At 64.4% G+C, this 13,281-nt stretch carries 12 protein-coding genes; 6 read left to right on the top strand and 6 right to left on the bottom strand.

All coding sequences use genetic code 11. The features are described from left to right. Nucleotides 1–41: 41 nt before the first annotated feature. Genes PQR42_RS15530 through PQR42_RS15515 form a run of 4 tightly spaced genes read right to left on the bottom strand, consistent with a single transcriptional unit; the run spans nt 42 to nt 4,762 of the window. Nucleotides 42–842, bottom strand: a complete 801-nt coding sequence (locus PQR42_RS15530) for an ABC transporter ATP-binding protein (RefSeq protein WP_408205625.1) — start codon at nt 840–842, stop codon at nt 42–44. Further along, nucleotides 839–1,708, bottom strand: a complete 870-nt coding sequence (locus PQR42_RS15525) for an ABC transporter ATP-binding protein (protein WP_408205626.1) — start codon at nt 1,706–1,708, stop codon at nt 839–841. Before PQR42_RS15525 ends, PQR42_RS15530 begins: the two co-directional genes overlap by 4 nt. Before the next feature lie 11 nt (nt 1,709–1,719). Then, complete coding sequence (locus tag PQR42_RS15520; RefSeq protein ID WP_408205627.1) at nt 1,720–3,543, bottom strand: ABC transporter permease; 1,824 nt, start codon at nt 3,541–3,543, stop codon at nt 1,720–1,722. Between the two features lie 40 nt (nt 3,544–3,583). Further along, nucleotides 3,584–4,762: an ABC transporter substrate-binding protein gene (locus PQR42_RS15515; protein WP_408386748.1), complete on the bottom strand. Its 1,179-nt coding sequence runs from the start codon at nt 4,760–4,762 to the stop codon at nt 3,584–3,586. 339 nt (nt 4,763–5,101) lie between these two features. On the opposite strand from PQR42_RS15515, the gene PQR42_RS15510 reads away from it, so the two are divergent. The 6 genes from PQR42_RS15510 (at nt 5,102) to PQR42_RS15485 (ending at nt 11,006) form a co-directional block, all read left to right on the top strand. Further along, nucleotides 5,102–6,106 carry a LysR family transcriptional regulator gene (locus tag PQR42_RS15510; RefSeq protein WP_408386750.1) on the top strand — a complete coding sequence of 335 codons (1,005 nt, stop codon included), beginning with the start codon at nt 5,102–5,104 and terminating at the stop codon, nt 6,104–6,106. After that, on the top strand, nt 6,103–7,605 hold the full coding sequence (locus tag PQR42_RS15505) for an NAD(P)-binding domain-containing protein (protein WP_408386752.1): 1,503 nt from the start codon (nt 6,103–6,105) through the stop codon (nt 7,603–7,605). Before PQR42_RS15510 ends, PQR42_RS15505 begins: the two co-directional genes overlap by 4 nt. 27 nt (nt 7,606–7,632) lie before the next feature. After that, nucleotides 7,633–8,184: a CMD domain-containing protein gene (locus PQR42_RS15500; RefSeq protein WP_408386754.1), complete on the top strand. Its 552-nt coding sequence runs from the start codon at nt 7,633–7,635 to the stop codon at nt 8,182–8,184. After that, nucleotides 8,181–8,762, top strand: coding sequence for a peroxidase-related enzyme (locus tag PQR42_RS15495; RefSeq protein ID WP_408386756.1), 582 nt, complete (start codon nt 8,181–8,183; stop codon nt 8,760–8,762). Before PQR42_RS15500 ends, PQR42_RS15495 begins: the two co-directional genes overlap by 4 nt. Before the next feature lie 123 nt (nt 8,763–8,885). Next, nucleotides 8,886–10,064 (top strand): ABC transporter substrate-binding protein, encoded by a 1,179-nt coding sequence (locus PQR42_RS15490; RefSeq protein ID WP_408493667.1) that lies wholly within the window; start codon nt 8,886–8,888, stop codon nt 10,062–10,064. 246 nt (nt 10,065–10,310) lie between these two features. Beyond that, complete coding sequence (locus tag PQR42_RS15485; protein WP_408205634.1) at nt 10,311–11,006, top strand: HD domain-containing protein; 696 nt, start codon at nt 10,311–10,313, stop codon at nt 11,004–11,006. Between the two features lie 136 nt (nt 11,007–11,142). On the opposite strand, the gene PQR42_RS15480 is transcribed toward PQR42_RS15485, so the two are convergent. Then, complete coding sequence (locus PQR42_RS15480) at nt 11,143–11,334, bottom strand: DUF2964 family protein (RefSeq protein WP_408205635.1); 192 nt, start codon at nt 11,332–11,334, stop codon at nt 11,143–11,145. A 350-nt stretch (nt 11,335–11,684) separates the two neighbouring features. Then, a complete protein-coding gene (locus PQR42_RS15475) occupies nt 11,685–13,247 on the bottom strand; it encodes a DHA2 family efflux MFS transporter permease subunit (RefSeq protein WP_408493666.1) in 1,563 nt (520 codons plus the stop codon). Between the last annotated feature and the right edge of the window lie 34 nt (nt 13,248–13,281).

The raw sequence follows: 13,281 nt of genomic DNA, 5'->3' as shown, positions 1-13,281 counted from the left end.
GCGTCCCGCGGCATAAAGCGCGGGACGTCTCCCCCTTTTGCTCAAGAAGCGGTTTCCGCCGCAAGCGCCCCGCCGAGATAAGCATCGCGAATCCGCTGATCGCCGAGCAGCTCGCTCGCGGTGCCGGACAACACCACGCGGCCGGTCTGCAGCACATAACCGCGATGCGCGATCTGCAGCGCGAGGCTCGCGTTCTGCTCGACCATGAAGAACGTGATGCCCTGCCGGTTGACCGTCTGGATCAATTCGAGCACCTTGTCGACATAGAGCGGCGACAAGCCCATGGTCGGTTCGTCCATGCAGACGAGCGCGGGCCGGCTCATCAGCGCGCGCGCCATGGCCAGCATCTGCTGTTCACCACCGGAAAGCGTGCCGGCGCGTTGAGTCAGCCGCTCCTTGACGCGCGGAAAGAGTTCGAGCATGCGCTCGTAATCCTCCGCGATGCCTGCGCGGTCGTTGCGCGTGAAGGCCCCCATCAGCAGGTTTTCGCGCACCGTCATGTCGCCGAACAGCCGGCGCGCTTCCGGCACGGAGGCGATGCCGCGCCGCACGATCTGCGAGGTCGGCAGGCCGTTCAACGGCTTGCCTTCGAAACTGACCGTGCCGGCTCGCGGTTTGTGCAGGCCGAGAATGACCTTCATCGCCGTCGATTTGCCGCTGGCGTTGCCACCTAGCAGGCTCACGATCTCCCCGCGTCCAATGCTGAGATTCACGCCGAAGTGCACCTGGATCTGTCCATAGAACGTGTCGATCCGATCGAGTTTCAGCAACGGCTCAGTCATGGCGGGTGATGTGGAAGGTGAATCGTTCGATGAAACCAGATGCAGGCTGGACGTATTCATGCGGCGGCCGTTTCGTTTCGGCCGGCCTGCGCGCCGACCTGCCGGTGCCCAAGGTACGCTTCGATGACGGCCGGGTCGTTGCGCACCTCGTCGGGCAAACCTTGCGCGATCTTGCGGCCGTCGTCGAGCACGAGCACGCGGTCGGACAGCCGCATCACGAGGTCGAGCTTGTGTTCGATCAGCAGAATTGTCAGTCCGTCGCGCTTGAGTTCGAGAATCAGTTCGAGCATTTCCGCGGTTTCGGACTCGTTCATGCCGGCCGTCGGTTCGTCGAGCAACAGGATGCGCGGACGCAGTGCCAGCGCTCGCGCAATCTCGACACGCCGTCGATTCGCGTACGACAGGCTGTGCGCCGGTTCGTCGATGCGAGGCGCGAGCCGTGTGCCGAAGCGCGCCAGCAGCGCGGTCACCTCCTCGCGCAGTTCGGCGTCCTCGCGACGTACCGATGCGGGTCCGACCAGCGCGCGCAGGACTTCCGCGAATGCGCCAATGACAGGCCAGCCGCGGCGTGTCGTGGCGAGTCGCGCGTGGGCGCCGATCAGCACGTTGTCCAGCACGCTCAGGTTGCCGAACACGCGTCCATGCTGGAACGTGCGCGCCACGCCGCGCGCGGCGAGCTGTTCCGGCGCCATGCCGGTCACGTCCTCGCCGCCGAAGCGCACCTCGCCCGCGTCGGGCGTGTCGACGCCGGTGAGCAGATTGAAGAGCGTCGACTTGCCCGCGCCGTTCGGGCCGATCACGCTCACGCATTCGCCGCGCGCAACCGACAGATTCACCTCGTCGACAGCAACGAGACCGCCGAAGCGGCGCGTCACGCGTCGCACGTCGAACAGAATGTCCGCGCCGCTCGTGGAAGTAGAACTCATGGTCGTCTCCGTCATACCGCGCCGAACAGGCCCTGCGGCCTGAAGCGCACCAGCAGCAGCAAGATCACGCCGTAGATCAGCATCCGGTAGTCGGCGGCGAAGCGGAAAAGCTCGGGCAGGCTGATCAGCGCGATCGCGCCCGCCACCGCGCCGATCACGCTGCCGAGGCCGCCGAGAATCACCATCGTCAGCGCGAGGATCGATACCTGCGAGTCGAAGGTCTGGTAGTTAATGTAGCTGTACAGATGCGCCGCAATGCCGCCGCCGATGCCGGCCGCCAGTCCGCCACATGCGAAAGCAATTGCCTTGTAGCGGTTGGGGCGAATACCGTAAGCGCGCGCGGCAACATCGTCCTCGCGGATCGCGCGCCACGTGCGGCCCAGATGCGAGCGCAACAACCGCACCTGCAACAGCGCGAGCAAAACGAGCACCGCGAGTGTGAACCAGTAAACGGCGCGCACGCCCGTCAATTGCCAGCCGAATAGCGATAGTGGCGGAATGCCGGTGATGCCGACTGGCCCGCGCGTCAGGCTGTCCCAGTTGAGCACGACGAGTCCGATGATTTCGCCGATGCCGAGCGTCGCGATCGACACATAGTGTCCGCGCAGCCGGAACGACGGATAGACCAGCAGCGTGCCGATCGCCGCGGTGATGAGGCCGGCGAGCGGAATCGTCAGCGCGGGCGACCAGCCCAGGTTCACCGACAGCAGCGCCGACGCGTAAGCACCGATCAGCAGCAGCGCCGCGTGGCCGAGCGAGATCTGTCCGACTGTCCCCGCGACCAGCGTCAAACTAAGCGCAAGGAGCCCATAGATCCAGCCGTTGGTCAGTGTTTGCAGCACGTATGACGACGGCGTCACGAACGGCAACGCGAACGCGAGCGCCACCACGGCAACGATCACGCGGCGCGGAATCCGCACCGCGCGGCGATTCGACAGAAACGTGCCCGTCAGCGGCTCAGGCGGCAGTCGGCGGTTCGAACTGAAGAGCCCATTGGGCCGCCACACGAGAAACGCCAGCAGCAGCACGAACGCGAACAGGTCGCGATAGCTCGTGCCGAACAGCGCGACGCCATAGCTCTCGACGAGACCCAGCAGCAGGCTGCCGGCAATCGCACCCGGCACGTTGCCCAGTCCGCCGATCAGCAGTGCGACGACGCCCTTGAGCGTCGCTTGAAAACCCATCGCGGGATCGATGCTGTTGTAGTACATGCCCACCAGCAATCCGCTCAGACCGCCGAGGCCGCATGCGATCGCGAAGACCGCCTGATTCACGGCATTCACGTTGACGCCCATCTGCTGCGCGGCGTCGCGATCCTGTGCGGTCGCGCGCACGGCCCAGCCGAGGCGAGTGAAGCGCAGGAACACGTAAAGCACGGCCGCGGCGCCGACGCCGATCGCCGCGATCAGCAGATCGAGCGAACCGAGGGTCGCCCCGCCGACCGAAAGCGTCCATTGCGGCAGCGGGCTCGGCACCGGACGCGGATCGGGTCCGAAGACGATCTGCGCCAACTGGTCGAGTACGAAGCTGATGCCGATGGTGGCGAGCAGCGGCGCGATGCGCGCGGCGCCCTGCAACGGCCTCAGGCCGATCCGCTCGATCACGATGCCGAGCACCGCGCAGCCCGCGACGGTCGCCAGAAGCGCGACCGGCAACGGCAAGCCGAGCCGCGTCAGACATAGCCAGCCGATAAAGCCGCCCACCATATACACCGAACCGTGGGCGAAGTTGATCAGATGCGATACGCCGAAGATCAGCGCGAGGCCGACCGCCAGCAGCGCATAGATATTGCCGACGATCAGTCCGTTGATCGTGTAGTCGAACCAGGCAGTCATGGCGTGTCGGTCCCGTGGCGCAAGGTGTTCGTGCGTTCGATCATTGCGCGTGCACGGCGCTGGCGCCGTCCCACAAGGCGAATTTCCCGTCCTTCACGACGAGGTCGAGGTTCTTCGCACCCGCCACACGGCGCGTCTGCGGATCAAACTTGAACTTGCCGAAGATCACGCTCGGCACGTCGCTGATTTTCGAAAAACCGTCACGCACGGCCGTACGGTCTGCACCGTAACGGCGAATCACTTCGCTCGCGAGAATCATCGCGTCGTAGGCGCGCGCGGCGAAGGTGTCCGGCTCGGCGCCGTATTTCGCGCGGTAACGCTGCACGAAGCTCTGCACTTCCGGACGTGGATCGCCGGGGAAGAAATTCGATTCGGTATAGACGCCGTTCACCGCGGCGCCGCCCAGATCGAGGAATTTCGGCGAATACACGGAGCCGACCGCCGCGATCGGCGTGCGCACACCCGCCGCGCGCGCCTGGCGAACGATCTGCGCGCCGTCGGAGTAGTACGAGATCAACACGATCGAGTCGGGCTCTTCGCTGCGCACCCGTGTGAGCGTCGCGCGAAAGTCCTTCTCGTTCGGCTGATACGCTTCGGCCGCGACCACTTGTGCGCCGTTCGCCGTGGCGGCCTTCGCGAAGATGTCCTTGCTCGTGCGGCCCCAGTCGGTGTTCAGATAGAGCACGGCGATCTTCCTGAAGCCGAGACCCTTGGTGACGTAGCGCGCGAGCATCGGCTGTTCTTCCGCCTGACTGATCGCCGTGCTCCACATGTAGTCGCCACCCTTGGTGAAGTCCGGGTGCGAGTTGGTGAAGCCGAACTGCACGAGACCGGCGCGCTGATAAACCGGCGACGCGGCCATCGATGCGCCGCTCGACAGATCGCCCAGTTCGAGCAGGATGCGTTTGTCGTCGACGAACTTCTGCGCGATCGCGACGGCCTGACGCGGATCGCTGCGGCTATCCTCGAAGTCGTAGCTGAGCGGATGGCCGTTGATGCCGCCATTGCCGTTGATCTGCTCGAGCGCGAGATCGAAGCCGCGCTTCCATTGCTCGCCGTATTGCGCGTCCTGGCCGCTGAGCGGGCCGGTCACGCCGACCCAGTAGGGATCCGCTGCATTGGCCGCGGACAGGGTGCCGCCGAACGCAATCGTCAATGCGCCGGCCAGTTGAAGCAGTGTGCGGGCGGCGCCGCGCTTGGGGTTCCACAGAATCGACATGCTGTTCTCACGCCATGAAATAGAGTGAGCCGATGTAACCATGTCGCCGGGAAGCGGGCCAACGAAGATAAGCATCAAAGCTTATTCCGACGCGAGTGCAAAGGTTATGAAAACGGCTGGGTAGGCGACGTGCCGCGGGTTGTGCGATGCGCTCGCAATCACACAAAACCCCTTGTTTCATGGGCTTTTCCGCGATCCCGGGAGGCGACCGACTTGTCGCCGGATTCCGCTCACGCGTCGGCTCACTGCAACTTCCGTCAATTGCATAGCGGAATTTATTATAAAAATCGCGCATTCAACCGCCTCTAAAATGCACCCACCACATGGATGAGGCATCGCATGGAGCTGCATCAACTCGAAGCGTTTTCGGCGGTCATGTCGACGGGCAGCATCACCGGCGCCGGCCGGTTGCTCGGCCGCTCGCAACCGGGCGTGACGAGAATGATCCAGGACCTCGAACAGGAGATCGGCTATGCGCTGTTCGACCGCAAAGGTCCGCGTGTCACGCCGACCCGGCGCGCGTTTCTGCTGTATGACGAGGTCGAGCGCTCGCTGATCGGACTCGCTGCGATCCGTGCGAGCGCGCGCGCCATCGGCCGCGACGAGCCCATGCCGTTGCGCATTGTCGCGACGCCCGCACTTGCGGCGGCGTTAGCGCCGCGCGCACTCGCGCAGTTGACGCAAAGCCACACTCAGGAACGTCCCCGCATCGACGCGCAATTGCGCAGTGCCTCCGCCGAGCAGGTCGTGCAGGCCTTGCTCTCGCGCGCAGCCGACATCGGCATTGCGACGCTGCCGCTCGATCATGCCGCCCTCGACGTGCACTACATCATCGAAGCGCCGTGCGTGGCGGTTCTGCATCGCGACGATCCGCTGGCACAAGATGCCGTGCTGCGGCTTGCCCAGCTTGCCGGCCAGCCGGTCGCGACGTTGGCGAACCGCTATCGACTGCGTAACCGGATCGATCGCGCGTTCGATCAGGCCGGCATCGAGCTTCACGTGGCACTGGAAACGAACGCGTCCCTCAACGCGATGATGGCGGCGCAGGAAAAGCTCGGCGTCGCCATTGTCGATCCGGTGACCGCGTTCGGCATGCGTCTCACCGACGTCGAAGTGAGACCGCTCGACGTGCCGATTCCGTTTCTGTACGGCGTCGTCACGCTGTCAGGCCGGCCGCGCACTGGCGAGGTGGACGCCATGATCGACACGTTGGCGGACGTATCACGCGCGCTGCTGCCCGGCGCCGTGCGTCACGCGGCGTCGCAGCACGGCGCACTGGTCGCACAAGATCCCGCGGATAACGCCGCTCCTCCTACTCACCGCGACACCGGAGTCACGGCATGACCGCAACAAATCTTCCACACGCCGCCGACGGACTGGCCGCGCTCGAAGCCCGGCTTCGCGAAGACCTGAGCTGGCTCGAATTGCCCGCGCCGCCCTGGGTGCCGGCGCGCAGCGTCGACGCGCAACGCGTGCTCGACGTCGCCGTTATCGGCGCCGGCATGGCGGGACTCGCGGCGAGCGCCGAGTTGCAGCTGCTCGGCATCGACAACCAGCAACTGTTCGATCAGGCGCCGGCGGGCTATGAAGGCCCGTGGGTCACCTACGCACGCATGCAAACCCTGCGCTCGCCAAAACAGCTGACCGGCCCCGCGCTGCGCTTGCCCGCGTTGACCTTTCGCGCATGGTACGAAGCGCAGTTCGGCCGCGAGCAATGGAGCGCGCTCTACAAGATTCCGCGCGCGCAATGGATGGACTATCTGCGCTGGTATCGCCGCATGCTTGATCTGCCGGTGCGCAATGACACGCGCGTTGCGAAACTGCATACGCGCGGTGACGGCCTGCTCGAACTCGATCTCCTGCACGGCCCGGCTGGCGACAGCAGCCAGGCTCGGCGCGAAACCGTGCGAGCCCGCCATGTCGTGCTCGCCACCGGGCGCGAGGGTCTGGGCGGCCCGTTCATTCCCAAAGTGGCCCGCGATCTTCCCACGCGTTTCCACGCGCACTCATCCGACGCGATCGACTTCGCCGCCTTGCACGGCAAACGTGTCGGCGTGGTGGGCGCGAGCGCATCGGCGTTCGACAATGCCGCGAGTGCGCTCGAAGCCGGCGCGGCGCAAGTCGATCTGTTCGTGCGCCGCGATGCACTGCCCCGCATCAACAAGCTGACCGGAATCGGCAGCCCCGGACTTGTTCACGGTTTCGCAAGCCTGCCCGACGCCTGGAAGTGGCGCTTTCTGCACTACTCCGCCCAGACTCAAACACCGCCGCCGCGCGACAGCGTGCTGCGGGTCGCGCGACATCAGCAGGCGCGGCTGCATCTGGCGAGTCCGCTCACGCAGGTGCATCACGAAGGCGAGACGGTCGTTGTCGATACGCCGAAGGGTCGTTACGCGCTCGACTACCTGATCTTCGCCACCGGTTTTCACTCGGAACTCGACACGCGCGACGAGTTCGCGCTGATCGCGCCGCACGTGCGCCGCTGGCGCGACCGGTTCTCCCCGGCAACCGATCTGCCGAACGACGACCTCGCCAGCTCGCCGGACCTCGATCGCAACCTCGCATTCCAGGAGCGCATTCCGGGTAGCTGTCCGGCACTGGCGCGCATCCACTGCTTCAATCACGCGGCGAGCCTGACACACGGCAAGATCGCCGGCGACATCCCCGCGATCAGCGACGGCGCGCAACGTCTGGCACGCGCGATCGCCGCGATGTTGTTCGACGCCGACCGCGAGACGCATTTCGTCGCGCTGCAGGCGTTCGACACCGCCGAACTCGCCGGTGACGAATGGGCCGATGCCGATGCCGACACCGATGTGCGCCCCATCGACACGACTGCCTGACCACTCCTTCTGACGGACTGACACCTCATGTCTTCATTGCCCGACCATCGATCATCTGCCGCGAGCGACGACTTCGTCGCACAACTCGCGGGCCTCGCGCCCGACGGCGCCACCGCCGTGTTGCGTGCCTTCCGCGCCGACGCGACACGCTATACGCAAGGCAGCCACGACGCGCTTTTTTCGAAAGACGTCACCGACCTGGCGCTTCAAGAGCGGCTGATCGCAGCCTGGTATGCAGCACTCCTGTCGCGCGCGGACCAGAGCGCGCAGGCCTATCGCGAACGTCTGCTGGCACTCGAAACGGCGGACAGTGCCGCGACGCAGGCGCTGCTCGATGCCATCGCGCAGCATCATGAGCTTCCATTCGAAACGATTGCCGACAAGCGGCTCGCGGCGATCCTCGCTCACACCGAAGCCCTCGTCCTGCGTCCCGCTGCGACCGGCCAGGCAGCCCTTTCGACGCTACAAACCGCCGGCCTGACGACGCGCGCCATCGTCGCGCTCGCACAGCTCGTCGCGTTCGTCACCTATCAGGTGCGAGTCGTCGCTGCATTGCGCGCATTGGAGGCAAAGGCATGAGTGCGGATCACGGCTTCACGTCGCAAACGCTCGGCTGGCGCGCATGGCTCGACGTCGTCCCGCTCACGCAGGCAACGCCGGCGCAGACTGCGGTACTCGAGACGAGTCACCCGCAGGCAAAGACGTCCGACTATTACCTGCTGCTGGTGCACGAAGCAGAAATCCTGCGGCAGCGCTCGGGCGCGTTCAACAGCATCATGTATGCGCCCGGCGGCTTGTCACGCGCGGAGCGCGAACTGGCGAGCACCGTCGTGTCGCGCGTGAATGGCTGCGTGTATTGCGCCTCGGTGCATGCGCAGCGCTTCCAGCAACTCACGAAACGCGACGACGTGATCCAGCAGATTTTCGCCGACGCCGAAACTGCCGGCACGACGGAACGTGAACGCGCCATCGTGCGCTATGCGATCGATCTCACGCTGCATCCGGAAGCGGTCGACCCTGCATCGCTCGACGCGCTTCGCCGCGTCGGGCTCGACGATACGCAGATTCTCGACCTGAGCCACGCGATTGCGATCTTCGCCTGGGCGAACCGGCTGATGCTCACGCTGGGCGAGCCGGTCTTTCCCGCGCAGCCTTGAGCTTCATATCGCGTTGACGTCGCAGCGCGCCGGCCGGCGAATATGGATATGCCAATCGCTTCGTTGCCGCAGGATGTGATGCGTTGGAGACTCGGAGTCCAACTCATTTCCGGGGAACCACTCATGTCCGCCTCGCATTCATCCGCGCTGTACCGGCGATTCTTCGCATTAGCCGGCGCCGCTGTACTCGCCCTCTCCTTCCACCATGTGTCGCATGCGGCGCCGGCCAGCGGCGAGCCGGTTTTCTTCGGCGTCAGCGGACCGTTGACCGGTCCGAACGCGCAATACGGCGCGCAATGGAAAGCCGGTTTCGACCTCGCGCTCGACGAAATCAACAGCCAGGGTGGCATCAACGGCCATCCCTTGCAGTACGTGTTCGAGGACAGCCAGAGCGATCCGCGCCAGGCGGTCGGCATCGCGCAGAAATTCGTCGACGACAAACGCATCCTGATCGAACTCGGCGACTTCTCGAGCCCGGCTTCGATGGCGGCATCGCCAATCTATCAGCGCGCCGGCCTCGTGCAGTTGGGCTTCACCAACTCGCATCCCGACTTCACCAAGGGCGGCGACTTCATCTGGAGCCCGTCGGTCAGCCAGTCGGACGCGCAACCGCTGCTCGCGGACCTGGCCGTCAAGCAAGGTTTCAAGCGGATCGCCGTGCTGTTCCAGAACACCGACTGGGGCCGCGCCAGCAAGGACGTGTTCGTGAAAGCCGCTGCCGCGCGTGGCGCGCAAGTGGTGGCCGCCGAAGGCTATCAGCCCACCGACAAGGATTTTCGCGCGACGCTGCTGCGTGCGCGCGATGCGCATCCCGACGCGCTCGTACTGATCTCGTACTATTCCGACGGCGCGCAGATCGCGCGGCAGGCACGCACGAGCGGTATCAGCCTGCCGATCGTGGCCGCGAGCTCGGTGTATTCGCCGAAGTTCATGGAACTCGGTGGCGAGGCGGTGAACGGCGTGACGACCAACACCAGTTTCTTCCCCGGCGACCCGAGCCCCGAAGTCCAGCATTTCGTGCGCGGCTTCGAAGCGAAGTATCACCATCAACCAGACGACTTCAATGCATTCGCCTACGACGCCACGATCATCGCCGCCTACGCGCTGCGCGCGGGCGGCAACGATCGCCGCGCGGTGCGCGACGCGCTGCCGAAGCTGCATGACGTGCCGAGCGTCGTGTTCGGCAAGGCGACCTTCGATCCGGCCACGCGCCGCGTGATCGGCGTCAAGAGCGTCAACCTCGTCGTCGAGAACGGCCAGTGGGCGCTGCTCGGCAGCAAGCCGGCGCTGGCGGCGAAATAAGCGGCGGTTGCGCCACGAGCGCGTCATGAACTGCCGGCCACCGCGCACCGGCCGCGAATGGCAGAAAACAGCGTATCACTGGCACGCTTAGCCGGTCGATTGCCACTCACCCCGATCCGACTCCGGCGGATACTTGGATATCAGCGGGCGGTGCTCACAGCGAATCCATCACGCTGTGCAGACACTGCCCAAACGACACGAAGTCCATCGCCTCACGAGGCACTATCTTTGTCCAGGAGAAATTCGATGAGTACGACCATTGCCGGCATTCAGATTCCAGACAGCCGTCTCGCGAGAGCCGCAACCGATCTGGTTCGCGACACCGAGAACGACCTGCTTTTCAATCACTCGCGCCGCGTATTTCTGTGGGGTGCATTGACGGGCGCGCGCCGCAACCTCGCGTACGACCCCGAGTTGCTGTACATCGGCGCGATGTTTCATGACATGGGCCTCACGCCGGGCTACAGCAGCAAAACAGATCGCTTCGAAGTGGACGGCGCCAATGCCGCGCGCGACTTTCTCAAGAGCCACGGCGTCAACGAATACGACATCGAACAGGTCTGGTTGTCGATCGCGCTTCACACCACGCCGGGCGTCCCCGAGCATCTGAAGCCGGTCGTCTCGCTGGTGACCGCGGGCGTGGAAATGGACGTGCTCGGCATGCGGTATCACGAGTTCGACGACGCGCAACGCGTCAGCGTGGTGGCCGCGCATCCGCGGGAGCAGGACTTCAAGAACCTGATCATCGATGCATTCGCGCAAGGCACGATCAGCAAACCCGAAACCACGTTCGGCAACGTGAAGGCCGACGTGCTCGAGATGAAAGATCCCAACTACAAGCGGCTGAATTTCTGCAAGATCATTCTCGGCTCGGCATGGGACGATAGCCAGGCAGGTCACGTCCATCACGCGGGATGCAATCACGGCGCAGCGGCGGAATAATCGCCAGCGCAAAACGAGCGGCCGGCGCTTTGCGTGCCGGCCGATTCAGGACTCAGGGCGTGCCGAACCGGAAAACCGGCGGCGCGTCGCAACTGTTGGCGCGGCCCTATTTCAATCGGCCGTTGCGAGCCTTATTTCACGATTTATCCGTCGGTCGCGGCGTCAGCATCAGCGCCAGCACCGCGACGCCGAGCACCAGCAACAGGCCGCCATAGAGCATGGCATTGCGGGTGTCGAACAGCACGCCGTGAATGACCATCGCCATGCCGCCCAGCGCGGCGAACACCGCGATGGCCGCGAATACGATCCGACGTTCGGCGCGAATCATGGCGCTCTCCCGCAAGATGTTAGTGCCGTAAGACGCACAGGAACAACGGAACACCTCGAACCGCGCGGTATTTTTTCTGGCAACGAACGTCGCGCGCTGCAGTCGGGTCTTCCGCTCGGGTCATCGCGATGAGCCAGATCGCTCATGGTTCGACGATGCCTGTCGGAAAGCTTGCATCGGTTCGCCCAGAACGTTTTGCAAGTCAATTTGTAAGCCGGTCTGTCAGCCGGCTATCTGGTCTCAGCCACAACGATCGCGTGCGCCGTCAGACTGAAACCTCAATCTATCGTAGGCGGCGAACGGGCAATAGTAAATACGGGTAACCATGCCGTTCACCGCCTGCGCCGCCCTCAATGGCCACCCGCTCCCGCCGCCGCAGCCGAACTGGCGCGGTCCGGCTTCGTCACCCAGATCAACGGGATGATCAGTACGAAGATCACCGCCGACAGCCAGAAGATATCGTTCAATCCCAGCATGGCTGCCTGGGTATTCATCGAACGTTCGAAGAACGCCATCGCCTGGGCGTGACTGCCTCCCAGCGAACTTTGCAGCGCATCCAGCGCCGACGTGTAAGTCGGATTGTTCACGCTCGTCTGCTCGGCCAGTTGCGTATGATGCAGGATCGTCCGGTCGTTCCATCCCGTCGAAGCCAGCGACGTGCCCACCGCGCCGGCGAACACCCGCGCGAAATTCGACAGGCCCGCCGCGGCCGGGATCCGGTCGGGCGCAAGGCCGGACAAAATGATCGCGGTCAGCGGCACGAAGAAGAGGGCCGTCGGGATACCTTGCAACAGCGTCGGCAAAACCAGCGTCCATGTATCCACGCCCGTGGTGTAGTTCGAGCGCATGAAGAACACGCCGGCAAAACCGACGAAAGCCAGCGTCGCCAGGACCCGCGCATCCGACTTCGGCATGATCTTCGCCATGACCGGCGCGAGAATCACGGCGAAGATGCCAAGCGGCGCGGTGGCCAGACCGGCATCGACGGAACGGTAGTTCAAATACGCCTGCATCCATTGCGGCAACAGCACGAGGTTGGAGAAAAAAACCGCGTACGCTACCGAAATCGCGACCGTGCCGCCGAGGAAATTGCGCTTGCCGAACAGTCTCAAGTCGACGATCGGGTTCTTTTCAGTCAACTCCCAGATCACGAAGAACACGAAGCTGATCGCCGCGAACACAGTTAGCGCGACAATCACCGGCGAGTTGAACCAGTCGAGATCCTTGCCCTTGTCGAGCATGATCTGCAACGAGCCGACCCATGCGATCAGCGAGAGCAGGCCGACCTTGTCGATCGGCAAACGCTTCGTCGGGGTTTCGCGGGTGCGATAGATCGCCCACGTCACGCCGGCCGCGAACAGGCCCACCGGAATGTTGATGTAGAAGATCCATGACCACGAGTAGCTGTCGGTAATCCAGCCGCCGAGCGCCGGGCCCGCAATCGGCCCGACCGTCGCGGTCATCGCCCACAAGGCGAGCGCGGTCGAGGATTTTTCTTTCGGGTACGAGCCGAGCAGAATCGCTTGCGACAGCGGAATCAACGGACCCGCCACCGCGCCCTGCAGAATCCGCGCGGCGAGCAACACCGGCAGATTGGGTGCGATCCCGCACAGCCACGACGACAGCACGAACAACAGAATCGCCCACACGAACAACTTGATCTGCCCGACACGCTGCACGAGCCAGCCGGTCAACGGAATCGCGATGGCGTTGGCGGCGGCGAACAGCGTGATCACCCACGTGCCCTCGTCCACCGAGACGCCGAGATTGCCGGCGATCGTCGGAATCGCCACGTTCGCGATCGATGAATCCAGCACGTTCATAAACGTGGCGAGCGCCACGGCAAGCGTCGCCAGCACCAGCTTGCCGCCAGTCAGCGGCGGCAGCGTGGCGGGCTTCGTCGATCCATTCATTTCATCACCTGTCGGGAACGGTAAAACAATCTGA

Origin of the sequence: Paraburkholderia sediminicola, from assembly GCF_046027355.1 — a bacterium.
Classification (GTDB): domain Bacteria; phylum Pseudomonadota; class Gammaproteobacteria; order Burkholderiales; family Burkholderiaceae; genus Paraburkholderia; species Paraburkholderia sediminicola_B.
Note: the sequence above shows the minus strand (reverse complement) of the source record. Positions and strands in the feature narration are given on the sequence as shown.